Origin of the sequence: Paenibacillus sp. MB22_1 (assembly GCF_047200555.1) — a bacterium.
In the GTDB taxonomy this organism is placed as follows: Bacteria; Bacillota; Bacilli; order Paenibacillales; family Paenibacillaceae; genus Fontibacillus; species Fontibacillus phoenicis.
The window spans coordinates 396,055-420,858 of the sequence record NZ_JBLADV010000001.1; the positions used below are offsets into that span (position 1 = coordinate 396,055).

29 protein-coding genes and 1 pseudogene are annotated in these 24,804 nt (G+C 49.2%); 18 read left to right on the plus strand and 12 right to left on the minus strand.

The window, feature by feature from the left end; translation table 11 throughout:
- Positions 1-685 precede the first annotated feature (685 nt).
- The 5 genes and pseudogenes from ACL02P_RS01690 to ACL02P_RS01710 all read right to left on the minus strand — a co-directional run.
- A pseudogene (locus ACL02P_RS01690) lies at positions 686-1,159 on the minus strand (transposase family protein); the annotation flags it as partial.
- Positions 1,152-2,066 carry a DUF4338 domain-containing protein gene (locus tag ACL02P_RS01695; RefSeq protein WP_412836711.1) on the minus strand — a complete coding sequence of 305 codons (915 nt, stop codon included), beginning with the start codon at positions 2,064-2,066 and terminating at the stop codon, positions 1,152-1,154. The pseudogene ACL02P_RS01690 and the gene ACL02P_RS01695, both read right to left, overlap by 8 nt.
- Before the next feature lie 644 nt (positions 2,067-2,710).
- Positions 2,711-3,652: a tyrosine-type recombinase/integrase gene (locus ACL02P_RS01700; RefSeq protein ID WP_036715667.1), complete on the minus strand. Its 942-nt coding sequence runs from the start codon at positions 3,650-3,652 to the stop codon at positions 2,711-2,713.
- A complete protein-coding gene (locus ACL02P_RS01705) occupies positions 3,649-4,776 on the minus strand; it encodes a tyrosine-type recombinase/integrase (RefSeq protein WP_412836712.1) in 1,128 nt (375 codons plus the stop codon). Before ACL02P_RS01705 ends, ACL02P_RS01700 begins: the two co-directional genes overlap by 4 nt.
- 10 nt (positions 4,777-4,786) lie before the next feature.
- A complete protein-coding gene (locus ACL02P_RS01710; protein WP_412836713.1) occupies positions 4,787-6,304 on the minus strand; it encodes a tyrosine-type recombinase/integrase in 1,518 nt (505 codons plus the stop codon).
- Between the two features lie 75 nt (positions 6,305-6,379).
- Here ACL02P_RS01710 and ACL02P_RS01715 point away from each other — a divergent pair, with 75 nt between their 5' ends.
- The 13 genes from ACL02P_RS01715 (at position 6,380) to ACL02P_RS01775 (ending at position 16,520) form a co-directional block, all read left to right on the plus strand.
- Positions 6,380-6,553 (plus strand): hypothetical protein, encoded by a 174-nt coding sequence (locus tag ACL02P_RS01715; RefSeq protein WP_156124784.1) that lies wholly within the window; start codon positions 6,380-6,382, stop codon positions 6,551-6,553.
- Between the two features lie 22 nt (positions 6,554-6,575).
- Entirely contained in the window at positions 6,576-7,337 is a 762-nt protein-coding gene (locus ACL02P_RS01720) for a hypothetical protein (RefSeq protein ID WP_216540041.1), read from the plus strand.
- 270 nt (positions 7,338-7,607) lie between these two features.
- A complete protein-coding gene (locus ACL02P_RS01725) occupies positions 7,608-9,251 on the plus strand; it encodes a recombinase family protein (protein WP_412836714.1) in 1,644 nt (547 codons plus the stop codon).
- Positions 9,205-9,738 carry an RNA polymerase sporulation sigma factor SigK gene (gene sigK / locus ACL02P_RS01730; RefSeq protein WP_157268721.1) on the plus strand — a complete coding sequence of 178 codons (534 nt, stop codon included), beginning with the start codon at positions 9,205-9,207 and terminating at the stop codon, positions 9,736-9,738. The genes ACL02P_RS01725 and sigK overlap by 47 nt, the downstream gene beginning before the upstream one ends.
- A 179-nt stretch (positions 9,739-9,917) precedes the next feature.
- Complete coding sequence (locus ACL02P_RS01735) at positions 9,918-10,568, plus strand: TetR family transcriptional regulator (protein WP_036624286.1); 651 nt, start codon at positions 9,918-9,920, stop codon at positions 10,566-10,568.
- 80 nt (positions 10,569-10,648) lie between these two features.
- Positions 10,649-11,536 (plus strand): transporter substrate-binding domain-containing protein, encoded by an 888-nt coding sequence (locus ACL02P_RS01740; protein WP_036644787.1) that lies wholly within the window; start codon positions 10,649-10,651, stop codon positions 11,534-11,536.
- Positions 11,537-11,628: 92 nt separating this feature from the next.
- Entirely contained in the window at positions 11,629-12,273 is a 645-nt protein-coding gene (locus tag ACL02P_RS01745; RefSeq protein WP_009224296.1) for an amino acid ABC transporter permease, read from the plus strand.
- A 19-nt stretch (positions 12,274-12,292) separates the two neighbouring features.
- Positions 12,293-13,039, plus strand: a complete 747-nt coding sequence (locus ACL02P_RS01750; RefSeq protein WP_009224295.1) for an amino acid ABC transporter ATP-binding protein — start codon at positions 12,293-12,295, stop codon at positions 13,037-13,039.
- A 22-nt stretch (positions 13,040-13,061) separates the two neighbouring features.
- Positions 13,062-13,484 (plus strand): OsmC family protein, encoded by a 423-nt coding sequence (locus ACL02P_RS01755; RefSeq protein ID WP_412837304.1) that lies wholly within the window; start codon positions 13,062-13,064, stop codon positions 13,482-13,484.
- 110 nt (positions 13,485-13,594) lie between these two features.
- Positions 13,595-14,494: a manganese catalase family protein gene (locus ACL02P_RS01760; RefSeq protein WP_009224293.1), complete on the plus strand. Its 900-nt coding sequence runs from the start codon at positions 13,595-13,597 to the stop codon at positions 14,492-14,494.
- A 157-nt stretch (positions 14,495-14,651) separates the two neighbouring features.
- Positions 14,652-15,509: an ABC transporter ATP-binding protein gene (locus tag ACL02P_RS01765; RefSeq protein ID WP_009224292.1), complete on the plus strand. Its 858-nt coding sequence runs from the start codon at positions 14,652-14,654 to the stop codon at positions 15,507-15,509.
- A complete protein-coding gene (locus ACL02P_RS01770) occupies positions 15,502-16,158 on the plus strand; it encodes an ABC-2 transporter permease (RefSeq protein ID WP_412836715.1) in 657 nt (218 codons plus the stop codon). Before ACL02P_RS01765 ends, ACL02P_RS01770 begins: the two co-directional genes overlap by 8 nt.
- Entirely contained in the window at positions 16,155-16,520 is a 366-nt protein-coding gene (locus ACL02P_RS01775; protein WP_085168734.1) for a GntR family transcriptional regulator, read from the plus strand. The genes ACL02P_RS01770 and ACL02P_RS01775 overlap by 4 nt, the downstream gene beginning before the upstream one ends.
- On the opposite strand, the gene ACL02P_RS01780 is transcribed toward ACL02P_RS01775, so the two are convergent.
- The 3 genes from ACL02P_RS01780 to ACL02P_RS01790 form a co-directional block, all read right to left on the minus strand.
- Positions 16,521-17,804 carry a glycoside hydrolase family 27 protein gene (locus ACL02P_RS01780; protein WP_412836716.1) on the minus strand — a complete coding sequence of 428 codons (1,284 nt, stop codon included), beginning with the start codon at positions 17,802-17,804 and terminating at the stop codon, positions 16,521-16,523.
- 114 nt (positions 17,805-17,918) lie between these two features.
- On the minus strand, positions 17,919-18,800 hold the full coding sequence (locus tag ACL02P_RS01785; protein ID WP_412836717.1) for a helix-turn-helix domain-containing protein: 882 nt from the start codon (positions 18,798-18,800) through the stop codon (positions 17,919-17,921).
- A gap of 472 nt (positions 18,801-19,272) precedes the next feature.
- Positions 19,273-19,566, minus strand: coding sequence for a TRAP transporter large permease subunit (locus tag ACL02P_RS01790; protein WP_083791439.1), 294 nt, complete (start codon positions 19,564-19,566; stop codon positions 19,273-19,275).
- Between ACL02P_RS01790 and ACL02P_RS01795 the strand changes: the two genes are divergently transcribed.
- The 4 genes from ACL02P_RS01795 (at position 19,499) to ACL02P_RS01810 (ending at position 20,721) form a co-directional block, all read left to right on the plus strand.
- Positions 19,499-19,702 (plus strand): hypothetical protein, encoded by a 204-nt coding sequence (locus tag ACL02P_RS01795; protein WP_036644670.1) that lies wholly within the window; start codon positions 19,499-19,501, stop codon positions 19,700-19,702. The genes ACL02P_RS01790 and ACL02P_RS01795 overlap by 68 nt on opposite strands.
- A gap of 115 nt (positions 19,703-19,817) precedes the next feature.
- On the plus strand, positions 19,818-20,036 hold the full coding sequence (locus ACL02P_RS01800; protein WP_009224279.1) for a hypothetical protein: 219 nt from the start codon (positions 19,818-19,820) through the stop codon (positions 20,034-20,036).
- Positions 20,037-20,041: 5 nt separating this feature from the next.
- Entirely contained in the window at positions 20,042-20,491 is a 450-nt protein-coding gene (locus tag ACL02P_RS01805) for an S-layer homology domain-containing protein (RefSeq protein WP_412836718.1), read from the plus strand.
- Positions 20,488-20,721 (plus strand): S-layer homology domain-containing protein, encoded by a 234-nt coding sequence (locus ACL02P_RS01810; RefSeq protein WP_036644667.1) that lies wholly within the window; start codon positions 20,488-20,490, stop codon positions 20,719-20,721. The genes ACL02P_RS01805 and ACL02P_RS01810 overlap by 4 nt, the downstream gene beginning before the upstream one ends.
- A gap of 57 nt (positions 20,722-20,778) precedes the next feature.
- Here ACL02P_RS01810 and ACL02P_RS01815 read toward each other — a convergent pair whose 3' ends face one another.
- On the minus strand, positions 20,779-21,759 hold the full coding sequence (locus ACL02P_RS01815) for a glycoside hydrolase family 43 protein (protein ID WP_009224277.1): 981 nt from the start codon (positions 21,757-21,759) through the stop codon (positions 20,779-20,781).
- 232 nt (positions 21,760-21,991) lie between these two features.
- On the opposite strand from ACL02P_RS01815, the gene ACL02P_RS01820 reads away from it, so the two are divergent.
- On the plus strand, positions 21,992-23,212 hold the full coding sequence (locus ACL02P_RS01820) for an oxalate decarboxylase family bicupin (protein WP_260071885.1): 1,221 nt from the start codon (positions 21,992-21,994) through the stop codon (positions 23,210-23,212).
- Here the strand turns inward: ACL02P_RS01820 and ACL02P_RS01825 are convergent.
- The 3 genes from ACL02P_RS01825 to ACL02P_RS01835 all read right to left on the minus strand — a co-directional run bounded on the left by ACL02P_RS01825 (position 23,197) and on the right by ACL02P_RS01835 (position 24,661).
- Positions 23,197-23,580 (minus strand): hypothetical protein, encoded by a 384-nt coding sequence (locus ACL02P_RS01825; protein ID WP_260071884.1) that lies wholly within the window; start codon positions 23,578-23,580, stop codon positions 23,197-23,199. The genes ACL02P_RS01820 and ACL02P_RS01825 overlap by 16 nt on opposite strands.
- Positions 23,581-23,582: 2 nt before the next feature.
- The gene (locus tag ACL02P_RS01830) at positions 23,583-24,182 is read right to left on the minus strand and encodes an ImmA/IrrE family metallo-endopeptidase (protein ID WP_260071883.1); all 600 of its coding nucleotides are present in this window, start codon (positions 24,180-24,182) and stop codon (positions 23,583-23,585) included.
- A gap of 128 nt (positions 24,183-24,310) precedes the next feature.
- Positions 24,311-24,661, minus strand: coding sequence for a helix-turn-helix domain-containing protein (locus ACL02P_RS01835; RefSeq protein WP_412836719.1), 351 nt, complete (start codon positions 24,659-24,661; stop codon positions 24,311-24,313).
- Positions 24,662-24,804: the final 143 nt, after the last annotated feature.

Sequence of the window (24,804 nt, forward strand, 5' to 3'; positions counted from 1 at the left end):
CGCTGGAAAGCCAGGCATGGCGGGAGGTTTTCGTGACGATCTTGGCCTGCTCATCTGCTTCTTCCCACGTTTCTTCACAGACGACGACGTGTACGGTCTGCTTCAACCGTTCATTGGAGCCATAAACGTATTCGATGTCATTCGTATACCGGAATGTCTGGGCTCTCCCCTTCCAAGTGCGGGTGACGGTCTGCTCCGGATGGAGCTTCATGAGCGCATGTGCTTCCTTCCATACGCTCAGCAGCGAATCGTTCTGCAGCACGATCATAAATTCCCACCGGTTTTTGCGGCAAAGCGCCATCACCGGACCGTTGGCATACAAGCCATCCAGCAGAAGCGTCACGGGCAAGCGGGGAAACGCCGCTTTCAGTCGTGCCGCCAGCCGGTAAAACGCCTTTAATTCACAATCCTGTTTGCTGCTCCCTTCATCGACCGTGTTATCCAGAAATTCGCTCATCAGCGGCAACACCAACCCGCTGGGAAACACCAGCTTCGCTTCCAGCAGATACACATAGTATTCCGGCTCTTCTTTGCCGCCCGGTTTCCGGTGCAGTTGCTCTTCGGACAAACACGTTTGCGTCACCAATTTTTGTGTGCCGTCTACCGCGATCAGATATCGTTTCTTCACCAGATCGTTTCGAAACTTTTTGCTTCGGATGAGCCGCCGAAGCAGCTTCAGGTGCGCCTGCTCAATCTCCTGTACTTCGATCCGCTCCAGCAACCGGCACAGCGTATCGTGATGCGGCAAACTTTCCAGTTCGGGAAACAACGCCTTTAGATTCTCGTACAGCACAGGACGGCTCATCTCGCGTCCGGCTTCCCGCCGCGACGCATATTGAAACACAAACGCCAGTATCCCGTACAGCATCAGCACGGTGAGCTTGTGCTTGACTTTGTTGGGATGGCGCGGATCCTCGATCTTCCCCAGGTCATGCAGCAGCCCCGGCAGCAGTTGCCGGAATACGTTCAGGGTTCCCTCCACCGCCTGCTGTCTTCCCGCCTTTTCCTCTTCCGGCGTCTTCCATATGCTGTTGCGATTCGGAAGCGTTGCTTTACGCGGCATGGCTATGCCCTGCTTCTGCTGACGGACTCGGAGCATCTTCTGGCTTCTTCTTTTGGCTTTGCGGCGTAACTGGGCTGCGGACACCGGTTTACTCATCCCGCTCACCCCCGGATACGGGCAGCGAACACAGCTGCGCTCGAAAATCCCGCCGCAGCGGATAGACAAAGATGCGTTTCCGGCTTAGCGCATGCTCGTGTGTTCGGTCCATGCGCCCCCGTCCGGCGGTAAGACCAAGATCGATCCAATTGGCCGCCCGGTAACACGTCCCTGCGTAATGCGCCGTGTCCACGAATGTCTCCAGCAGTACGGGTGCATAGCCGTATCGCTCCTGCCAATCGACGACGATTTGGCATGATGCTATCGCCAGCGCTTTGCTCGCCAGGTTCTTGATCTTCACCCATGGAAAGATGAGAAACCGAGTATTGTTCACGACCAGATGCAAACGCTGGCTGCGGTCTTCCCTGCTCCAGCCAATCCAGTTGTCGCGTTCAGCCAAGGCCCATGCCGACGCAGAAAACAGCAGACATCCGAGCCGACGCTTCGGTTCGGCGCTTGACCAGATAAAGTAGCGCTGATGGGCGCCAAACGGGCGTTTGTAGCCCAGCATGTGGTAACGTTCAATGAAACTGTTCCAAAGGCGAACATCGGCTTGGTCTTGAACGGGTTCCAAAGCGATTGGGGCATATTGAGATACAGTGCCGGAAAGAACTGCTTGCTCCTGAAGTTCATCACTTTGCGCGAAAGGAACATAAGGATTACGAACGACCGTCTTCCGCTTTGCCGGAAGAACAATCTCACCCTTGGCTTCCAACTTCTCAAGCAATGCCATACAGGCATCTCGCTTATACTTTCCGTTAGGAGCGAACCATTCAAGCCCCTCACAGATGGTATGTGCCAACTCTGTTCGGGTTAAGTGCTTGAACCGGCGTACGATGTACTTGATATCTTCCAACTCTTGCTTGGTAAATATCCGTCCAGCTAACAGCTCCGAGTCCTGAGTCATAAAGATTTCGCCCCCCCCCACAGGTTCCCACACTATTATCGCATAGTGTTTTTGCCTTGTCCAGCACGGGATTGCGAAAAAGTTTTTTCGACGATCTATGAAAACCCGCGTCAAATGTTACATCTCAGTTTCATGCGTCAGTACTGTAGCAACCTATTTGATACATAACGGAAATCAGGAGATCCGGATATCAGCTCTTCATATTGACATTGCTTCCGAAGACCTGGATCAAATACAAAAAGAGTTCATAAAGTTAATATGCCATTTTTTTGAGAGTTAAGAAGGGAGCATGAAATGAAAGTTCCGGAAGAGGCTAGTCCTTATGAGATACGAGAACTAGCCGAGCAACAGTGACCTTTGCTATTATTGATTTCAAAGCACATCCACTATATAATAAATTTGTTCCTTCTATCGCTTCTGTTCCCAACGGAAGCCTAATGAGTGGCCATCCTCTGGCCCAAATCATGTCCTCGCGGGACAGTTGATTGATACCATTTCCTCGAGCCAGGTGCTTTCGGTATCCAATTCCCTTTATGGTGATTAATTACAACACGGGAGTAGTCTGTCCTTGTGTACTATAATTGTTCAAATAATGAACCCGAATGAAGCATTTTTTCTTTGCTTTCTTCGGGTTCTTTTTGTTGTTATTGAAGAAGATCGGAACACGCGTCATTCAGCAGCTTCGCAGCGTCAACTGGAGGAACATATCGCAAAGTTGTTGATAACTGCTTATGGCGTAGTTGTCGTTTTATAGCGATAATGTCAATCCCGCTGCTCTGCATCAAGTATGCCGTTGTATGTCGAAAACTATGGGCAGTGACTGTCTTTTGTATGCCGGCCTCTAGGCAAAGATTCTTGATGATTCGGTTTAATGCTGCTTTTGTTAGTGGTCGATTGTTTTCAAAGAAAACCTCGGAATGTCCGGAATTCCGCCATTCTTCTACAACCGGATGATGCAAATAACGCTCCAACTCAACAACGAGGGAATCGGGCATATAAACGACTTCGGAGGAGGTTTTCTGCCCTTTGTTCACCAGAATAACCTTGCGCTCAAAATCAATCTGTTCGTACGATAGCTGTATAATCTCCCTGTTTCGAAGAGCGGTCGTTGACATTAGCAATATGAGGATGTAGAACTTCCGGACAAATGGATCGGCTTTAAGCGCTGCTTGAAATAATCGTTGACATTCACCAATGGAGAGGGAACGATCTATTATTCGGCGTTCATAATACGGATTCGGATAGTTTTTCATGGGGTTATTTTTAATCATCCCAAGACCGTGGAGTAACGTGAAGAAGTGTTTCAGGTAAACAATGTTATTGAAAATGGTATTCTTTGATGCCTGAAAATTTTGCTTCAGGAACTGAATATAACCATCAATGCAATCAGCATCAATAGGTCGATAGGTCTCAGATTCCGTGTCGTAGTAAAATTTGTCGAAATCCAATTCTCCCTCAAAGTCTAAGCTCAGATATTGTTCAAACTTCATGAACTGGCGGCTATATGTGTAAATTGCTGAATCCTTGAGGTGAGTATGCTTCTTCCAGTTGGCATAGTATGTGGAATCCAATAATAAACGGTTCATTTGTTCTCCAGCCTTTCTCTTATTTTCTGAACAACCTCTTGAGCGAATGGGTGTTTGTTTATGGCGTCTCGCAGTTGATCGTCGAAAAGTCTCAAGTACTTCATCGTACTGTCGAGCGATTCATGACCGAGAAGCTTTGCAAGAGTATAGATATCGATTCCCGCTTCAAGGCCTTGAACGGCAAAAGAATGACGAAAAGAGTGAGGACCTAAACGATCTTTGTCTTCCTCTTTTATCGACCGAGACTCGCGAATAATACGTTTCATAAATTGCTGAATGGCTCTAGATGTAATGGGTTTATCCCCGGCAGTGCTTGAGAAGATATAGAGCCTCTGATAATCGGAATCTGGCATCACCTCGCGAGCGCGACTGTATTTTTTCTCTATAAAATCTGTGAGCATCATTAGGGCGAGCTCGTTGATTTTTCGGACTTTCTTGGTATTCTCAGCCCCTTTGGGTGTTACCTTGATTGTTTGAGTATCAGGAGTGATATCACCGATCCTTAGATGGCAGAGCTCGTTTATGCGAATTCCACTCCCAAGGAAAGTCCAGATAATTGCAGTGTAAAGGCTATCGTGGTTACGAGCTTGAGCGATCTGCAAGATTTCCGCGATCTGCACTTTAGTAAAGGCTTTTGGTGCGTCATCGTTTGACCATCGAACGCGTAGTATAGTCTTCAAGTCCCCGAGATCCTGATGACCAAAGAATATTTTGTATGTGGTCTTTATGAAGGTTCGAAGAAAGGAAGACTTCTTGGCTTTTGTATTAGGATCCTCATTAAGCTTAATATAGTCGGACAAGAATTCGCCGTTTGATACCTTTTCAAACTGCGGATCGTCGCCAAACTTTTCCTTCACATGTTGCTGGAAAAGTTTCATCTCTGACCGATACGTTGTTTGCGTGGTCCGGCTAAGTCCAGAAAACTTGCTGCTTTGATAGAAAGCATCAACGGCTTCGAGAAATGAAACGTTCCGCACTGCCGGGGGCATATTAGGTTTTGGCTGTGTCTGGACAGGCAAGGTTTCCATAACTTGCCGCATTTTCTCTGGACCATAAAGACATAACAGCTGATTCAGTTGTTCTTTAAGTTCGGTATACTTTGTATCGTTGATTACTTTAGGCATGGGAACCTCCTCAGTAATTGATTTTGTTTACAGCACTTGTTAATTGATTGGGGCTCCGGTGGACGTATCGTGCAGTATTTTCTGGCCGATTATGCCTTGCCAAGTACATAAGCAATTGTGACGGGCAATCTGTACGTTCCGACAACCTGCTGATGAAAGTGTGCCTCAGTAAATGGGGCCCCCCTGGATATTTCCATCCCGAGACAAAAGAATAAAGTTTGTACTGTGCCCTTAATTTGCGAATAGTTGATTGGCTGTTGTTTCCAAACAGATGGACATCTTGACCTTTGTTGACAACAAGCTTTTGAAAGTAATTCTGTAGCGGATCAGGTAAGGGTAGAATGGCCGATTTCTCGTTTTTTCCGAAGACAGAGATGGTTCTATTCTCGACATTGATATCCTGATAGCGAATGTTAGCAACTTCATGAATTCGCAAACCGAGACAAAGCATCAACCCAAAGGCTGCCAGTTCCAATGTGGGATGATCAGAATAGAGTTGGATATTATGAAAAAAACACTGGAGTTTAGCATCTGTTGGTAACTCGCGATAATAGTATCTCTCGTACGGGATTCCTGTAACATCCATTGTTATGTCTTTAGCAAGCCAGCCCAATTTATAGAGGTTAGCCAGAAGAAATCGGATATCGTAAAAACAATTGCTAACCGTTTGCTTGGTATATATCCCTTTATTTTCCAAACGGAGTAAATATTGCTTGAATTCGAGTAAATGCTCCTCAGTAACTAATGACAATGGTAATTCGTCGCATGAAGTGCTCTGGAACTGAACGTATGTTTTATTCAACCAGTTTAAAAATAGGGCGTAACTGATTTTATATTTACCGTTAACGCTTTTTTCCTTGACTCCTGAACGGTGTAAATCTTTAATATGCGCAGTGATAGCGGGATGATTTATATCTTGAGTCCTCTTTTTTGTAGAAATACCGTTTGTTGATTTCTTTAATTCGAACCCATTAGAGATTAATTTTCGAGCTATTGCTAGAATCATGTCACGTTGAACGAAATTGTAGGAAGAATGCTCAATGAAATTAATAAGTGCATCTTTATTTGCCAATTCTTTGTTTTGAATGGATCTAGCATCAAGCCCATAACGGGTTTTAAAAAAATCAATGAGCTCTAGTGCGTATTCCATCAAAGAAAAGTAGCTGGTGGATTTGATCGACTTTTTATTATCAAGGTAATCCAGTAGCACGGGGGCAAAGATTTTGCCTTGAATCTGGGTTGAAAAGATCCATTCATTTAATGCAAGAGAACCACTTTCTGGTGAACATATCTCGACGTCCTCTTCAGGCCAACGAAATGCATACATTGTATTCAAGAACAACAGCACCTTCTCCCAACTTAAGCTCTTGATATCATGATTGCCATTTGGGGCGGTTTGTAAACATTCTTGCGAAGTAGAGTTCTCATAAGAAGCATTCTCTGAAGTAGTTTTCGCATTTTGCTTCCAATGACATGAATTCATGAATCCCAAAATATCGATATCTCTAATATTCTGAACGTTATCCATCTACATCTCTCCCTCAGATTCTGTTTCATCGACCGTTCAGACCGCAGTTTTTGCTTAGAAAGGAGGTGGGGCCCGATGGTCCACATCATTGATGTAAAGGTATCATTTGCTTTGACTTCTGTCCCGGTTGCTCCACATTTGGAGCAAAAACACGTTGATTTTCGGGTTGTGCGAGGATTTTGGTCGAAAGAAACAAGAATCTGCTCCATTTGTGGAGAGTTGATGATGGATGCATTGATACGGGATTAAGATGATGGAGTGTAAAGCTTAGTTGAAGGACGATCTTCTTCAACTAGCTTTTAAATTCATCCATGATGAAATAGACGAAATCACTTATATCAGCAGGCACGATCGAGACTGGTATGAGGTGAAAGAACTGGCAGCTACCGACCCAATAACTTTCGGTATTCTGCTACGGAAACTTTCCTTGCCTAATCGTCGAAAAGCATTGATACAGGCATTTGATTTAAGGACATCGGAGTTAAGAACACTCTTGCTGGGGGATTTTTCGGAATCTTCTTCAACTATTTCTGACCTATATCATCCAGTGAAATATAGAAGAAGATTCAGCAATGAATTGCTGGCCAAATTTGGCATTATCCACCGCGTGCCTTTTGATTGGGTATATAAGGATGGGCTTGTAATGGAACGATGGGATTTTAAAAATTTTGATTTTAGCGGGACAGTTTTAACTTGTATGGAAGACATAGTTCCGTTATTGAGACTGGCTAAGGATCGTAGCAGAGATGTAAATGGATATGTTCTTCAGCCAAATACGGATCAAGAACGTTTTATCCGATTAGAATCACGAGCGGATGTGATCGTCGTAGATCTTTATCATGGTGACTTATTAAGTTTGGATCATCTAATGACTACTCTAAAAACCACTTCCTTCAAATGGTCAGGATCTATTAGTCAATCCGTTGTACCTGGGCACCGGTACTGGACATTCATTGGGGCGGATAATGAATCGGCTATTGTTCGAATCATGGAAACGGAGTTCAAGTATATCCAAAACACCATGCGCTTGTGATAGGACAAACCGCAGACGGAATAAGGTGTATTGAGGTGAAAAGTATGGAGCGAATGCCGACAATCAAAATCGTATATGTGCCTCATACTTTATGCAGTGATACAGCACAAATCTCAAACACCTTATCCGCTGCAGAAGCCAAAAATGCCGTTATAGATTACATCTTAAAGCGTTTGATCTTGAAACCGACTGAATAAGCCGGTTTTTTTGTTTCTCCCTTTGTCCATACTGGGAAGTATTAGCAGTAAGAAAGGAGAGTGGTGATACTCCATGTATACGGCCATATATCCACGGGTCTCTACAGGGATGCAAGCATCAGAGGGCACCAGCCTGGATGCGCAAGTAGAATTATGTATTCGGAAAGCCAAGGATTTGGGAATCCCGAAAGCCAATCTGAAAATTTATCGCGAAGAGGGTTTTACGGGTGAGGACATCGACCGTCCGGCGATGAATGAATTGAGACAAGACGTCGCACAGGGAAAGATCGCTCGATTGATTGTTACCCATCCCGATCGATTGACAAGGGACTTAACCGATAAATTAATCCTCTGCCGAGAGCTGGAGCGGAACCAGGTTGAATTGGTGTTCGTGGACACGGAATATCGGAATACGCCGGAAGGGCAGCTGTTTTTCAATCTCATGAGCTCGATTGCTCAATATGAGCTGTCCTTAATCAAGAAGCGGACGGTACGTGGAAGACTTAAAGCGGTGGAAAAAGATAAGAAGATCATGCCCATGCGTGTGGCTCCCTATGGATATGACCTTCATGAAAATACTTTGATTATCAATGAGCAGGAAGCCGAATTTGTCCGGAAGATATACCACTGGTATGTTCATGAGAACTATACGCTTCGTGAAATCGGGGATCGACTCTATGCGTTGGGGGCGGTACCTAAACGAGGGGAAAGCAGGAACTGGAGCGCCAGTTCCATTCGAAGGGTTCTTACTTCTGAGGTGTACATTGGCAAATTCTATTACAATCGTAGAGAAACCCGGAAGATCCGCGGGGAGAAAACCAAGAACGGCACACCGAAGAAAACGTATGCGTTTCGCGAGGAGAAGGACTGGATCGAGGTTACCGTGCCAAGTATCATTGACCCGCAACTGTTTGAATTAGCCCAGGTGCAGAAAGAGAAAAACATGAAACGGTCAGGAAATGTAAAGTATGAGTATTTGTTAAAATCCATGATCCGGTGTGGACATTGCGGCAGAATGTGGCAAGCAACTACTTATACAGGCCGGGTAAATAAAGAAACGGGAGAAAAGATCCGTTACACCTGCTACAGATGTCCAAACCTCTTCCCAAAGAAGTATGGTGAAGGAGTTGAGAAGTGCCCCACTCAAACGTTACGAGCCGATATGCTGGACCATTACGTCTGGAAACTGATTCTGGAGACGCTGTCTAATCCAGATGATTATATGGAGCGGCTGCAAAGCAAATCGAATGAAATTAACCTGGAACTTCAATCCGCCGCGGACCACATCAAACGTCAGCTGGAGCAGAAGGAGAAGGAAAAGGAAAAAATCAAAATCATGTTCAAGCGGGAGGTCATTGATGAGCAGGAGATGCTTACCGAAATGCAAAAGATTAATGCCGGACTAAAGTCGTTGGAGCAAGAGCTTGCCGGGTACGAAAAGCAGTTGTCAGAACAAGCGGAGAAGGAAATATCGGCCAATCGGATTGCAGAGGTCTCCAAAGCTGTCCGATACTTCATCGAGAGCGCCGGTCACGAGCTTACCCTTGAGGAGAAGCGACATATTGTAGAGATGTTGGTTGATGAAATCATTATCCGATACGACGGGAACGAAGTACAGATTACTGCAGTCGGAGCACTAGATGAGTTAAAACGCCAACAATTTATTCAGCATGAAGTCGACATCGTTTCGTGTTCACAACCTCAAGAAATTCGATAACACCGGCGAGGATCTCGAGGACCTCATCTCCATCGGCACGATTGGTCTAATCAAGGCGATCGAGAGCTTCCGACCGAATAAAGGGACGAAGCTTGCGACCTTTGCGGCCCGTTGTATCGAGAACGAAATCCTGATGCATTTGCGTTCGCTCAAGAAAACACGCAAGGATGTCTCTTTGCACGATCCAATCGGAACCGACAAGGAAGGAAATGAAATCACCCTCATTGATATTTTGGGGACGGAAGCGGATGATGTGGTGGACCGGGTGCAGCTCAAAATGGAAAAGAGCAAAATTTACCGCAACCTGGACATCCTGGACGCGCGGGAGCAGGAAGTCATCAAAGGGCGTTTCGGGCTGGAGCATGGGGGAGAAGAACGGACCCAGCGCGAAATCGCCAAGGAGCTCGGCATCAGCCGCAGCTATGTGTCACGAATTGAGAAGCGAGCGCTCATGAAGCTGTATCATGAGTTTTATAAGAAGAAATAATGTTGCGGTTGATTGAAATATGATGATGTAAAAAGCGGGTTTGCGTTGCTGCGCAGAACTCGCTTTTTTTGTTTCCATAGCGATTTGAATGGGTCATGATTTTGCGTAATTCATTCATGGGTTGACAATATCATATAAATCCTATAGGATTTAATTACAAACTGACTGACTAGTCAATCATGTGGGGTGGGAACAGATTGAGCGGAGAGAAAGAAGCCCAAATCAACAGTGATCGCAGAGAGCATATTCTGCAAATTGCCATGAAGCGATTTGCCAAGGATGGCTATCATGCAACAAAAATTTCCGATATTGTCGCTGAGGCGGGTGTGGCTCAAGGGACGTTCTACTGGTACTTCAAAAGCAAAGAAGCGATTGCGCTGGAAATTGTGAAGGAAGGCCGGGAAAAATTGCTTGACGTCATCCGTCATGGATACCGACGGGAAGCAGGATCGGTGCAGGACATGGTACATGCCTCCGAAGCTCTGCTGGAAAGTCTGTTTCGGTTTGCCGAATCCAACCGGTATTTAATAGAGCTTATTTTCGGCAGAGGTGAAGGGGTTGAAACGATTCGCCATGCGATCCGGGAAACGAGAGCAGCTATGGAGAACTCTTTTCTTCTTAACATTCGCAGGGCGATTGAGTTAGGCATGCTCCCGGCTTCCATCGATGCTGAATTCCGTGCCACGATGATTATGAGCTTGATCGAAGGCGTCATTTCACGTTGGTTGCTCGGGTTCGCGCCGCCAGGCAGCGGGATCGAATCCAAAACGGCTCAGCAGCTTGCCGCGGAGACGGCCAGATTCGAATTTTTTGGTTTGCTTGGTGTTTAGCTTTGATTGGATAATGATCTGCCGTTTCGGAATTTTACCCATTCTGCTACCCAATAAATAAAAAGGAGAGATCATCCATGCTGAAAAGTAAGAAATCCAGAAATATGCTGTTTCTAACATTATCCGCCGTATTGCTCGTAGTTCTGGCATTGACTGGCTGCGGTTCTAACAATAACGGCAATAACGCGCCAAGCTCGGCTCCTTCCAACAATGCGGCGAACGGAGGAAGCTCCGCAAATACCGGAAGTGATTTATTGAACGAAATTAAAACAGCGGGTGTGATAAAGGTAGGGCTTATGGGGACTTACGCTCCTTACAATTTCCTGAATGAAAACAAGGAAATCGATGGTTTTGATGCTGACGTTGCGAAAGAAGTAGCCAAACGGCTCGGCGTTAAAGTCGAGTTTGCTCCGCAGGAATTCTCTGGACTGATTCCTAGTCTGCAGGCTGGAAAAATCGATGCCATTATCAGCCAGGTTACGATTACTGACGAACGCAAGCAGCAAATTGATTTTACCCAGCCGTATATTACGAACGAAGTTAAAATCATCGTAAAAGAGGATAATGACTCGATCACGAAGCTGGAAGACTTTAAAGGGAAAAATATCGGCGTGGGACTCGGCACAAACGATGAATCCTATCTCCGGAATGACGTGCTGCCGCAGGTTGGCAACTTCGAGATCAAAACCTATGACGATGTGATTACTTCCCTGCAGGATTTGAATGCGGGACGGATCGATGCCACCATCAATAACTTGTACGCCTTGAAACCCATTGTCGACAAAAACGGCTATAAAATTAAAGCGGTGGGCGATGCGATCAAATCCGACCAAGCGGGTATCGCGATCCGCAAAAATAACCCGGAATTCCTGGCCGCTCTGGATCAGGCTTTGACCGATATGAAAGCGGATGGCACCTATAACACTATCTTCCAAAAATGGTTTGGCGAAGAGCCGCCGGCAGAATAAAGAATCGTGAAAAGGATAAGGCCTTGAAGAATTCGTATTCTTTCATGGCCTTCTCGCTTTAACCATGGAATCAAAAGGGGATTCAAACGACAATGAATCTGGTATGGGATAACCTTCCTTTCTTGCTGAAAGGTGCTTATTACACGCTGCTTGTTACGGTTGTATCCATGTTTTTCGGACTGATCATCGGTTTGGTGGTTGCGATTGCGCGACTAAAAGGGAATTGGCTGGTTCGCGGAATTGCCCGCGTATATGTGTCGGTTATTCGAGGTACGCCGCTTCTTGTCCAAATTTTTATCGTTTATTACGGGGTTGTAGATTACGGAATTACGCTGGGTCCGCTGACAGCCGCTTATGTGGCATTGAGCATCAACGTGGGCGCCTATCTGTCTGAAACGTTCAGAGGGGCGATTCAGTCAATTCCGAAGGGCCAGACGGAAGCCGCTTATGCGACGGGCATGACGGGCTGGATGACGATGAGAAGAATCATTCTGCCGCAAGCAGCTCGGGTGGCCATTGCGCCTATGGGTAATACTTTTATCGGAATGCTTAAAGAGACGGCGCTGGTGTCGGCCATTACGGTCACCGAGTTGCTGCGTTCAGCGCAGCTGCTGATCGCTCAATATTATGTCTATATGCCTTTTTTCGTTGGGATCGCCGCCATGTATTGGATCATGAGCACTGTGTTCTCGGCCATTCTGAATGCGGTGGAGAAGCAGTTGTCCAAAGTATATTGAGGCATGAGGTGGAGCAAATATGATTCAAACGACAGGATTGTCCAAGTCTTTTAACGGAGCAGAGGTGTTGAAAAGCATTGATCTGCATGTAGCTCCCAAAGAAATCGTTGTGCTGCTCGGACCAAGTGGTTCCGGCAAAAGCACCCTGCTGAGATGTCTGAACGGCCTTGAGGAGCTGGACGGCGGATCGCTTGAGGTGAATGGTGTTCGAGTGGACGCATCCATGCCGTCTAAGAAGAAACAGGCCGCCTTCCGTGAAATTCGTCGTCATACGGGAATGGTCTTTCAGCAGTTTAACTTATATCCGCACAAGACAGCGCTTGGCAACGTGATCGAATCGCTGTTATCTGTGAAGAAAATGAAAAAAGAAGAAGCCGTACAGATCGGCGAACGACTGCTGGATCGGGTTGGACTGTTGGCGAAGAAGGATGAATATCCCTCGAGGCTGTCCGGCGGCCAGCAGCAGCGGGTGGCAATTGCCCGAGCATTAGCCATGGAGCCGGCGATCATGCTGTTTGACGAGCCTACTTCAGCTCTTGATCCCGAGCTTGTCGGAGAGGTGCTGGAAGTTATGCGCCAGCTGGCCCGGGATGGGATGACGATGGTCATCGTCACTCATGAAATGAAATTTGCCCGTCAGGTCGCCAATCGGATCGTGTTTATGGATGGCGGTGTAATTGTGGAATCGCAGGAACCGGAAGTTTTTTTTCAGAATACGGAGTCCGAAAGAGCTCGTAAGTTTATCAATCAACTTCAGGAGCATTAACAACAGAAAGTAGGTAATGATGATGAAGGTTATGACAACCTGGAATGGAAAACGTTTGTTTACATCAGTCGGGGATTCCGGTTATCCGGTAAGAATGGACGCTACGCCAAAATACGGCGGCGACGGCACAGGTGCAACACCCATGGAGCTTTTGCTGGCCGGACTGGCCGGATGTATCGGCATTGACATCACCATGATTCTGAATTCATTCCTTGAGAAGATCACTTCACTAGAGATCGAAGCGGACGGTACCCGGAAAGAGCAGAATCTGTCCGGCTTTACCGCCATTGAGCTGATCTTCCGCGTTGAAGGAGACATTCCAGATTATCAAATTTGGAAAGCTATTCAAATGGGCAAAGAGAAATATTGTGCTGTATCGGACTCGCTGAAGGCCGACATCAGCTACAGACTGATTCTCAACGGTCAAGAGGTTTTCCAGCCATAAACAAAAGGCACTTCCACACCAAAGCTTCGGACGATCAATACCCGTCCGGCATAATATCCGAGCTATCCCCGTAGGCTTTTAGTAATTGAGACTTATGGGGAGGTACATGCATGTTTAAACGCGTAAACCGATTGGCCATTGAATTGCCCAGACCGAAAGCCCCGGATCCGAATGGCGCCAGCGTCGTTCAGGAACTGTTAGGCGGACGGTTTGGTGAAATGTCGACGCTAAATAACTATTTGTTTCAGTCCTTTAATTTCCGGGGAAAAAGCAAGCTCAAGCCGTTTTACGACCTCGTCGCGAGTATTACGGCAGAGGAGTTTGGTCACGTTGAGCTGGTGTCGAATACGATCAATTTAATGCTGGAAGGTACGACTCGTCCCGGGGATCCGGATTCCACTCCGTTAGGGAATACGAAGGATCTTCGTTTCTCCCCTCACTATATTGAATCCGCTCAGACCTCTCTGCCGTATGACTCAATGGGGCGTCCTTGGAACGGATCGTACGTCGTTAGCAGCGGCAACTTGATCTTCGACTTGCTGCATAACTATTTCCTGGAGTGTGGTGCACGGACGCATAAGGCCCGCGTCTATGAAATGACCGATCATCCGACGGCCAGAGCAATGATCGGTTATCTTCTTGTGCGCGGCGGCGTGCACGTGTTGGCGTATGCGAAGGCGCTTGAGATCGCAACCGGAGTGGATGTCACCAAAATGCTGCCCATCCCGAAAATTGAAAATCGGAAGTTTGATGCGACCCGTCCTTGGGAAGCCGCTGGTGAGCATCGCAGATTGTATACGTTCAGCGATCATGACTATCACGGCATCGCCCAAATTTGGCGCGGCCAGCATCCGACGGACGGCGGCAGGCTGGAAGCATTTGCCGGACTGCCGGGGTACAGCGGCGAAATTCCAGAACTGGAGCCGATTCAGGAGGAATTCGCCCCCGGCATATCGCCAGAGGATTTGGTGGAAATCGCGAAACGGCTGCAACGCGCCGCTGGGCTCTGAGTTTTGTACGAATACTCTGATTTTGAACACCCGTCAACTGCATTGTTGAGCGGGTGTTTTTTTTACATATGAAAGGCAGCCTTCGATTGACGCTTCCTCCCATCCGTGATATATTGTGTATACACGATATACACAATTTAAAAAGAGGGGGTATTCCATGCTGGCATTAGATGTTCGACATATTCATAAGAAATTCCCCGCCTTTGAGCTGAAGGATGTTTCTTTCCAGTTGGAGAAGGGATACATCATGGGCTTTATCGGAGTTAACGGTGCAGGGAAAACGACGACGATCAAGTCGATTTTAAATATGACTCGGATCGACAGCGGTGAGGTTTACATTCTGGGCAAGAACATGGCGGAACATGAGCTGGAATTAAAGCAGGAGATAGGATTTGCTTTCGGGAGCATTGATTTTTACACGCGCAGTAAGATTAAGACGTTGACGGATACCATTAAGAGGTTTTATGAAAATTGGGACGATCAAATCTACTCCTCCTACATGAAGAGATTTAACTTGGATGAGAATAGAAAGATCGCCGAACTGTCAACGGGCATGAAGGTCAAATACAGCCTGACGCTTGCTTTGTCCCATGGGGCCAAGCTGCTGATCCTCGACGAGCCGACCAGCGGGCTGGATCCGGCTTCACGGGATGACCTGCTGGATCTTTTTCAGGAGCTGATTGCTGATGGCGAGGTGAGCATTCTGTTCTCCACCCATATTACCTCCGACTTGGAGAAGTGCGCAGATTATATTACCTTTATCTCAAACGGGCAAATTGTGCTGAGCGGGGAGAAGGATGAATTCAAAGAATCCTATCTCCTCGTGAACGGTTCCGAGGGCCAGCTTGCACAGGTGAAGGACCGGATGATTTCCTACAAAACGAACTCGTTTGGCTTTACGGGCTTGATCCATGCGGATGACTTTGACCCGACTTCGGGAATCCGAGCCGCCACGCCAAGCTTAGAGGATATTATGATTTACTATGCGAGAAAAGGGGGGCAGAACCATGATTAATTTGATCCGAAAAGATATCCGACTGGGTGTACATCCTCTATTATTGAGCATGCCTGTGTTAATGGGCGTTTTGATGTTTGTTCCTGGCTGGATTTACTTCATAGTGATTTTGTATTTTTGTTGGATCACCATCCCCAATATGTTTAACCAACTGAGAGCACAAAACGATTTGATGTTTACCTCGATGATGCCTGTTACGAAACGGGACATTGTGAAAGCGCGGATTATCGTGATCGCCGGACTGGAATTAGCGCATGTGGTGATTGCCCTAATCTTTGGCCTGGTCAGTCAGCGCTTCTATTCGGATATAACCTACTTCTTCTTCCCGCCGAACTTAGGATTCTTTGGTCTCTGTTTGGTGATGCTGGCGATCTTTAACCTGATTTTTATTCCGATGTATTACAAGACGGCGTATAAATTTGGTATGGCACTGCTGATCTCCACTGTAGCAGCTACATTGTTTGCAGGGATCACCCAGTGGATCGGGATCGCGAATTCGGGGATGAATCGTATGTTTTATGGGACGGAAGCGAATCAATTGGCAGTTCAAGCCTATATTCTGATCGCAGGAATCGTGATTTTCATTGCGCTTACCGCAGTGGCTTACCGGATGGCGGTCAAACGATTCCTTCAAGTGGAGATCCAATGAACATCGCGATATCCAATACTTCGGAGAAACCGATCTATCAGCAACTGTTCGAGCAAATTAGCGCCCAAATTCTAAAAGGGGAGCTGGAGAGCGGCTATATCCTGCCGCCCATCCGGCAAGCAGCTCATGAGCTGCGGGTGAGTGTCATCACCGTCAAGAAGGCGTGGGAAGAACTTGAGCGGCGCGGCTTGATCCATACGGTGACCGGCAAAGGGTGTTTTGTCGCTGAATTTTCCCCCGAAGAGATGCAGCGCATCCGCAACGAAATGGTGATGGAACAGTTGGCTAGCGAAGTGTCCTATTACAAGTCCTTTGGTCTGACCTTGGATGAGATGATTGAGTTGTTGAAGAAGGTGTACTGACTATTCCAACCGATACAACCGCACCCCGTGCGGCGGGATCGTAGTCCGAAGCTCCCCAGCCGTCGTAAGCTCCGCGGGAGCTTCGCTCCACAGCTCGGTTCCGGAAGAAATGTCGGATAAACCGATTTGCTCCAGAGGGAGCTCCAGCGGCAGCGCGCTTTCCCCTACATTAAAAACAGCTGCATAGTTGAACCCTTCGGGATGTTCGGCCGTCCAAACGATCAGGTCGTCTTGCCGAAGGGCTTCTTTGGCGCCGCGGCTTTCCCGGTGCATCCGCAGCACCTCGCGGTTGGTCAGCAGCGACAAGGTCCATTCGTCATTGTCTCGGAGTTCCCCGCCAAAGATCAACGGCGAACGGAAAATGCTCCAAAGCGACATCATCGTTAATTGCTCGTCGCGGGTGAACCGGGTCCAGCGATCCGCCCCGCCGCCGTCCACCGAGCGGATGCCGATATGCCCCAGCGGCAGCATGTCGCAGTCCGGCCATGACCCGGCTTGCGGGACGCCCTGCCATGCCCGGCAGCGGTCGAACATGTCCCTTAGCAGCGGCCACTGGTCCCAGAAATCGTCCGTCATGCGCCACATGTTAGCCTGTTCGGCGAAGAAAGCTGCAAGCTCCACCGGAGCCGGTCCGGGGGATAAGCTGAGCACCATCGGACGGCCGCAGCGCTTGATCGCCTCGGAGATCAATGCAATTTCGGCTTGGTGGGTGCCGTAAAGCCGGGAAGTGGCAATATCGTCCACTTTTACGAGATCAACGCCCCATGAGGCATATAAGGCAAAAAGCGAATCATAATAGGCCTGCGCTCCTTCTTTGGAGGCATCCACACCGTACATATCGGTATTCCAGGGACAGATCGAATTGGGATGTGCAATATCACGTGCGGTTGCGGTCGTCCCCAAGATCGGTGTGGCGGCGTGAACGGCTTGCCGCGGAATGCCGCGCATGATATGAATGCCGAATCGCAGCCCGAGGCTATGCACATAATCCGCTAACGGCTTGAAGCCTTGGCCGCCGGCCGCAGAGGGGAAGCGATTCTCGGCAGGCATCAGCCGGGAATAGCCGTCCATCACAAGCGGAACAAACGGCCGATATTGAGAGGAATGGGCTCCCGGTTCATACCATTGAATATCCACGGTGATATAGCTCCAGCCGTAGGCTCTGAGATGCTTCGCCATGTATTCCGCGTTGCCGCGAATCTCTTCTTCCGTCACGGCTGCGCCGTAGCAGTCCCAGCTGTTCCAGCCCAGCGGCGGAGTTGGTGCAATCTGCTGATGGTCCATTTTCAAAACTCCTTTATTGGATGGATAATTATTGCTCTTGATAGGTTCATCTTACCTAAAGGAGTTTTGTGATATCTATAGTAACTTTGAGACGATCATAGCAAAATATTGCGGTCAATCGAAGAAAAGCTTGCGATAGACCAGACTTTCGCCTCCGCTGCGGAACTCTCCGGGGGTGAGCCCGGTCAGGCGGCGGAAGGCCTTAATGAAGTAACTTCCGCTGGAGTAACCTACCCGCTCAGCAATGGTCTCAATGCTTAGTGACGTACCGCGAAGCAGGTCCATCGCTTTTTCGGTGCGGACACGGGTCAGATAAGCGCCTGGCGTAAGTCCCGTACTGTCCGAAAACCGGCGGATCAAGTGGTACTTGGACAAGCTAACATGCTCGGAGAGCTGATCGATGCTGATCATTTGCGCATAGTTGCTCTCCATCAACTCGGCGGCGCGTTTGACGCTTTCCGGCCAGTTCTCTTTGTCTTTCCGCGACGTGACCTGCATTCTGGCTAATTCTGTGACGAACTGATAAACGCAAGACGAGGCGATGAAGGGATCGGTGATGCGACCTGCCCCTGCATCGGTGACGATCATACGCGCCAACCGCACCGGTGCGGAGTCTGCGGGAAGATGAAGAACTTCTCCGGCTTCGCTGAGGAATCTTCGCCATAAGGGGAGAACCACATTCGGCCGGAACAGCAGGAACAAGAACTCCCAAGGCGCTGTAGCTTCTTCCGGGTAATAATAGCGATGGGAACTCGGAATTTCGGCGAGGAACGCTTGTCCGGCGGTAACGCGGTGAGATCGCTCGCCCAACTCAAAGACACCTTCTCCGGAGAGGGTATATTGGAACAGGAGCAAAGGCCCGTCCGTTCGCTCTAATCCATCCCAATAATAAGAGGGATCCGTGATCGAGTCATAGCCGGCGGCAAATAATACGCACAGCGGGAGTTCCTGATCTTCAGCGAACCGGAAGCCATAAGTTCCTCTTGTCATGACCATAGGGAGCCTCCTTACCACTTCAAGTTTGGAACGAAAAGGCCATTATCCCATAAGTATAAAGGAGAAAACATACGGTGGAAAAAGAAATGCAATAACAAGCCCTTGTCAGGCACCAACACTTTCGTTTTATAAAGCAGGTGGATAAAAGTTCCTTCTTACGCATCCCATCATGACCTGTTATAGTGGACCCGGAAAAACCATATAAGGGGAAGGTCATGATCAAAGTACTTATCATTTACGATGAATCCAATTATCCCGCATCATTGGTTTGCGACCTTAAGCGTGAAGCCATTCAGGTGGAGAGCGTGCAGGACGGGGGAGAAGGCGCTTCGTAAAACCGCTGTTTTCAAGCCGGATGTATTGATTCTGGATCTAGCCGCTCCCCAATATAAAAGGTACGAGGGTTACCGCGTGCCGCTAGATAGTAGCCAGCCAGGGGTGATTGTGCTGAGTGAACAAAACGACATTGCCGTTAAAGTGCGTGCCCTCGAACAGGTATCATGAACAAAATGATATAAGGGTTATCTGATACATCAAGGAACAGATCAGTCAGCAAAGAAGGGACTTGCAGATAAGCGAGAATCCAGCCGAAGGCATCGCTTGCGGCGATCTGGAACAGCACCATCGCCACCGTGCGAAACGTCCGCTTGAACACAAGGCCGACCTGACGAAGCGGGACGTCCCGGTAAACAAAGAAGGTGGGGACAAACGCATATACGCAAGCGATTGCCCCGGCTTTCGTCGCCGTAAACCAACCGCTGGCAATCCCGGGTCATTCCAGTTTGGCGGCTCCGCAGTACGGCATGAATCCGGGCGATAACCTCTTCCGGAACAAAAGGCTTGATCATGTAATCGTCCGCCCCGCCGTCCAAGCCCGCCAGCCGGTCCGGGGCGTACGGTGATGTGGAAGGTCGGCTACTCAATTAATGGATAGCCTCAACGCTGTGGGCGATCGCCTGTGCGCAATTTTACACCGGTGATGATCTGGCCAATCTGGATAGCTATGGCCTGGAACTGTTGACCAACGATGAGGTGATTGCCGTCAACCAAGCCGGCCGTCCGGCGCATGCAGTCTCAATGGCTACCAATCAGCAGGTGTGGTACGCCAATAATGGAGAAGGAACGTACACCGTAGCTTTGTTTAATCTGGGCACTAAAGGCGCATCCATGAATGTGAAGTGGAGCGACATCTTGTCTGGACGGCGCCGCTTCGGTCCGCGATTTGTGGGCCCATAAGGAGCTTGGCGATTTGCATATCTGGATTGTCCAACAGCCTGCACACGATCAAGCTGGTGAAAAAATCAGGCCGATTTATGCTGGATGCGTTTAGAGTGCAAATTCCCGACCTGATTAACCTCACCGAAGCGACCTTTGATCAGGAGCCGTCCGCTCAAGAGGATATCCAACATTTCAGCACCTTCGCTTTGGTGAAGATGGCCGCAGCATTGTCGACGCATAAAGCCTATATCAGCGGTTATCCCGGGGGTCTGTTCAAACCGGAGAACCGTATCACTCGTGCGGAGATGGCCGCCATGTTGGCCAAGGCGGTGGATCTGAAGGAGACGGCAGAGGCGCATAGATTCAGCGATGTTCCGGCAGGTCATTGGGCTGCCGAGGCCATTGCCAAAGCGTCCCGCATAGGCCTGATGCAAGGGTATGCCGATGGCAGCTTTAAGCTGGACAGCCGGTGACATGGGCGGAAATCACGGCGATCGCCGTGAAGTTTATGAGGTCTGCCGCGGGGCAGCTGGGCGCAGGCTTCTCGGACACCGCCGGCCATTGGGCGGAAGAGGCGATCCGTTCGGCCCAAGCGGCGGGAATCGTCAGCGGTTATGCTGACGGCAAGTTCCGGTCTGCGAGATTGCGGAGGCGTCAACGGAGCACACGGCGATGCCGAGAGCGGAAGGCGGGGAGCAGCTGAAATAAAATAAGGGGAGCGCCGACGGCTTGTTTAGCCGATTGCGCTCCCTTTTTCCCCTTATTTATATGGATCGATGGTTTGAATGGTGCCGTCCGGATTGTAATGCAACTCGGTGTATTTGACGCTGCGTTTGTGGTTCACGCCGCCGGACAACGAGCTGTCATGGTAGAACAGGTACCATTTATCTTGGAATTGCACGATCGAATGGTGTGTGGTCCAGCCGATGACAGGCTCCAGGATTTTACCTTTAAATACGAAAGGACCTTGCGGGTTCTTACTGATCGCATAAACCAGTGTATGGGTCGTTCCGGTGGAGTAGGACAGGTAGTAATACCCGTTGTATTTGTGCACCCACGGCCCTTCGAAATAACGGCGATCCTCGTCTCCGGCTAACAGCGGATTGCCATCTTCATCCACAATCGAGATTTCCTGCGGTGCCGATTTGAAGGTAAGCATATCATCGCTAAGCTCGGCGAATCGCGGTCCCAGTGCTGGAGCGTCCGGTGCTGGTCCTTCGGCGTCCGGTTTGAAGGTGCCGGTTTGCCATTTCTCCAGCTGACCGCCCCAAAGTCCGCCGAAATACATGTATGCACGATTGTCGTCATCCACGAGCACGGCCGGATCGATGCTGAAGCTGCCTGGAATATAGCTTTCTTCCGCCTTGAAAGGTCCGGCAGGCGAAGAGCTGGTGGCTACGCCAATGCGGAAGATGCCTTCTTTGTCCCGTGCGGGGAAGTAGAGGTAATACGTATTGTTCTTGTAAGCTGCATCCGGAGCCCACAATTGCTTGCTGGCCCATGGGATATCACGCAAATGCAGCACTTCGCCGTGGTCGACGCACGGAGAGTTGAAGTCGTCCAGCGAGAGGACATGGTAGTCCTCCATCGCGTATTGGTCGCCGTTGTCGTTGTCGGGACCGTCGTGATCAATGTCATGGGATGGATAAATATAGATCTTGCCTTCATACACATGGGCAGATGGGTCTGCCGTATAAATGTGTGTAACAAGTGGTTCATTCGGACGTACAGGTTTTTCCACAAGGATTCCCCTTTACCTAGTTAGTTTGTTGACTAAACTTACTAACTTTAATTATACAGAAGCTTGGGCAACTATCAAGCTCTTGAAGTTAGTTTCTCCGAAATCGTCGGATTTTATGGGAAATGTGGGAATGAATCACAACATATTTTTGCTAATTCAGGAATAGGATCACTGTGTAAATATGAATTGGTAAAAATTAACAATAGCATGTCCAGAACGAGGAGTGATGTGAATGTCGGATCATTTGGATTCATCCGATTCAAGACAGCCGGAAAACCAAGCTGCCGGGATATCGTCGATCCCCCAGCCGATCCGAGATGATGGCAGCGGAGCCACCGATACCGGCCCCCGGGACGTGATGCGGGATCGCGAAAACCCCGATATGCTGGTACCTCCGGTGACCGATAACGGATTGATTCCGAATCTGAAGTTCTCTTTTTCAGATACGCATATGCAGTTGAACCATGGGGGATGGTCCCGGGAAATTACGGTTCGGGAGCTGCCGATCGCTACGACGCTGGCGGGGGTCAATATGCGTCTGACGCCGGGGGGAGTGCGGGAGCTGCATTGGCATCAACAGGCGGAATGGTCGTTTATGATCTCAGGAAGGGCACGGATCACGGCGGTGGATCAGGACGGACGGAACTTTATCGCCGATATGGGCGTGGGGGATTTGTGGTATTTTCCACCGGGGATTCCTCATTCGATTCAAGGGCTGGAGGAAGGCTGCGAGTTTCTGCTAGTATTTGATGACGGTAATTTCTCCGACTTAAATACGTTGTCCATCTCGGACTGGTTTGCCCATACGCCGAAAGAGGTGCTTTCCGCGAATTTTGGCGTACCTCGTAAAGCGTTTGACCGCATCCCCAAAGAGCAGGTGTATATCTATCAGGACCGTGTCCCGGGGCCAATCGACACGCAAAGGATCGAATCGCCTTACGGAGAAATTCCTGTCAGCTTCAAGCATAGCCTGCTGGCCCAGAAGCCGATCCAAACGCCGGGCGGGACCGTGCGAATTGCGGATTCCAGAAATTTTCCCATCTCCAAGACGATTGCGGCCGCCCTTGTGGAAATCAAGCCCGGCGCGATGAGGGAGCTGCATTGGCACCCGAACAACGACGAATGGCAGTATTATTTGTCCGGGAAAGGACGGATGACCGTATTTGCTGGTAACGGCGCCGCCCGGACATTTAACGTTAGAGCAGGGGATGTGGGGTATGTTCCGTTTGCCTATGGCCACTACATTCAAAATACCGGTGACCGCAGCATCTGGTTCTTGGAAATGTTCCGCAGTGACCGGTTTGCCGATATATCGCTTAATCAATGGATGGCGCTGACGCCGCGGGAGCTGGTGCAGAGCAATCTGAATGTGGGGCCGCTGCTGATGGACGCGCTTCGCAAACAAAAGTGGCCGGTGGTAAAATACGACCGCCCCAATCAACCTCGCTCATAACCCAGGACTTCCGTGGCGTCGTCCATCTGCAAGACCAGGCGCTGGATATCAGAGGGATCGCCGCAGCGGGCAGCGATTTGCGGTAGACGGATGCCAAGCACCCTTCGCGATGGAACGGAGGTCGTCGTGCCCGGCTCGCAGACTGTGGTATATTCCGACGGTTCCTGCTTGGGACGAACCAGATCCTCCAGCAGGACAGATACGCAGGGCAGATCGCCAAAGTCCTCGGACGTAAACGGCTCAAATGGTCCCGAAACCGGGAGGTACAGCGTCTCCGACCAATCCACGTCCCCCGGCTGAATATCCACAATCAACTGCAACGGACGAATGGAATCGGTGTAAAAATCGCAATACGCCGCAATCCGCATCCCTATCGCCCTCCTCGACCACCGATTTGTCGTTCCAGCTGGGACAGCACCCGCCGGGTTTCCGGCGACCAGCTCTGCTCCGCTTCGCGCTGGCGGCGGGTTGCCTCCTGGGCTGCTGCGATGAGGCTGCCTTGCAGCACCCGCCGTTGGATTTGGTCCAGCCGCTGCTCCGCCAGCTCCAGGGGGACCTGGAACTGTTCGGCGATGTAGACAACCGCTTCGCTGCGATGATCCGGCACTGGCAGCTTAGCGAACATAAAGAAAGGAATGGCGGCATACAGCACAAACTGCTCGGCCTCGGTCTCTTGGGCATGCATGAACAGTTCGGTCATCCTCCGCTGATCCCCGGCATGGCGCAGCACATGGCAAAGTTCATGGAAGAAGACGACCCGGGCCTGATCCGACTTCATCATTTTGTTCAGGAAGATCACATTCTCCTCGTTGTCCGAAAAGGACGGGTGATTCCCGTAAACCAATCCGATCCCAAAGGCTTCAGCGATGCGGTCGATGTCGAGATCGGCGGGGGACGATATCCCGTGGTTCAGATATTTTGTATTCATCCACTGCTCCAGATGGGTCTCACGATAATAGGCGTACAACATTCAAGTCACCTCTTGAATAAGAATGTATGTTCGGTATAAGATCCGAAATAAGGGCCCTTAGGATCAGGGCCGTTGTACTTGTCTTGTAGACTTTATATGTAGTTATTTATCTTCGAATGATTTAGCCTTTAGGCCTCGTCTCCGTCCAGCAGCTTCTTCTTCTGCTCCCGATACGCTTTGAGGGCTGCCTCCATCATGGCGATTTCATCCGCCGTATACGCTTCAGGTCCTCCGAAAAAAGACAAGCTCATGCCTTTCTCCGCTGCAGGAGACGGGTCGTTGGTCCGGCCCAGCAAATAATCGGCGCTGGTATCCAGAGCGTCAACGATATTACGCAGCACCTCCGGATCCGGCTTGCGATCGTTTGTCTCATACCGGGACAGCTGAACGACCGAAATTTCGGCTTGGGAGGCGAGGTCTTTTTGCGTGAGCTGACGTAGTTCACGAAGATATCTGATCCGTTCGCCTAAGGTTTGCATGGTTACTCCTCTTCCTAACCGTTTCATTTAGTGTAGCACAAGTTGCCAAATTGGTAAAGTCAGATGGTAAGATTGGAATTTATTTATATTACCGAAATGGTAATTTCGTTGCTTGACATTGCCAAATTGGCAACATATAATCA

Bases quoted from the DNA above. Each gene is read 5' to 3' on its own strand.
- ACL02P_RS01695 (WP_412836711.1), bottom strand. From the start codon at position 2,066: ATGACTCAGGACTCGGAGCTGTTAGCTGGACGGATATTTACCAAGCAA.
- ACL02P_RS01700 (WP_036715667.1), bottom strand. From the start codon at position 3,652: ATGAACCGTTTATTATTGGATTCCACATACTATGCCAACTGGAAGAAG.
- ACL02P_RS01705 (WP_412836712.1), bottom strand. From the start codon at position 4,776: ATGCCTAAAGTAATCAACGATACAAAGTATACCGAACTTAAAGAACAA.
- ACL02P_RS01710 (WP_412836713.1), bottom strand. From the start codon at position 6,304: ATGGATAACGTTCAGAATATTAGAGATATCGATATTTTGGGATTCATG.
- ACL02P_RS01715 (WP_156124784.1), top strand. From the start codon at position 6,380: ATGGTCCACATCATTGATGTAAAGGTATCATTTGCTTTGACTTCTGTC.
- ACL02P_RS01725 (WP_412836714.1), top strand. From the start codon at position 7,608: ATGTATACGGCCATATATCCACGGGTCTCTACAGGGATGCAAGCATCA.
- sigK (WP_157268721.1), top strand. From the start codon at position 9,205: ATGAAGTCGACATCGTTTCGTGTTCACAACCTCAAGAAATTCGATAAC.
- ACL02P_RS01735 (WP_036624286.1), top strand. From the start codon at position 9,918: ATGTGGGGTGGGAACAGATTGAGCGGAGAGAAAGAAGCCCAAATCAAC.
- ACL02P_RS01745 (WP_009224296.1), top strand. From the start codon at position 11,629: ATGAATCTGGTATGGGATAACCTTCCTTTCTTGCTGAAAGGTGCTTAT.
- ACL02P_RS01750 (WP_009224295.1), top strand. From the start codon at position 12,293: ATGATTCAAACGACAGGATTGTCCAAGTCTTTTAACGGAGCAGAGGTG.
- ACL02P_RS01755 (WP_412837304.1), top strand. From the start codon at position 13,062: ATGAAGGTTATGACAACCTGGAATGGAAAACGTTTGTTTACATCAGTC.
- ACL02P_RS01760 (WP_009224293.1), top strand. From the start codon at position 13,595: ATGTTTAAACGCGTAAACCGATTGGCCATTGAATTGCCCAGACCGAAA.
- ACL02P_RS01765 (WP_009224292.1), top strand. From the start codon at position 14,652: ATGCTGGCATTAGATGTTCGACATATTCATAAGAAATTCCCCGCCTTT.
- ACL02P_RS01770 (WP_412836715.1), top strand. From the start codon at position 15,502: ATGATTAATTTGATCCGAAAAGATATCCGACTGGGTGTACATCCTCTA.
- ACL02P_RS01775 (WP_085168734.1), top strand. From the start codon at position 16,155: ATGAACATCGCGATATCCAATACTTCGGAGAAACCGATCTATCAGCAA.
- ACL02P_RS01780 (WP_412836716.1), bottom strand. From the start codon at position 17,804: ATGGACCATCAGCAGATTGCACCAACTCCGCCGCTGGGCTGGAACAGC.
- ACL02P_RS01785 (WP_412836717.1), bottom strand. From the start codon at position 18,800: ATGGTCATGACAAGAGGAACTTATGGCTTCCGGTTCGCTGAAGATCAG.
- ACL02P_RS01820 (WP_260071885.1), top strand. From the start codon at position 21,992: ATGTCGGATCATTTGGATTCATCCGATTCAAGACAGCCGGAAAACCAA.
- ACL02P_RS01825 (WP_260071884.1), bottom strand. From the start codon at position 23,580: ATGCGGATTGCGGCGTATTGCGATTTTTACACCGATTCCATTCGTCCG.
- ACL02P_RS01830 (WP_260071883.1), bottom strand. From the start codon at position 24,182: ATGTTGTACGCCTATTATCGTGAGACCCATCTGGAGCAGTGGATGAAT.
- ACL02P_RS01835 (WP_412836719.1), bottom strand. From the start codon at position 24,661: ATGCAAACCTTAGGCGAACGGATCAGATATCTTCGTGAACTACGTCAG.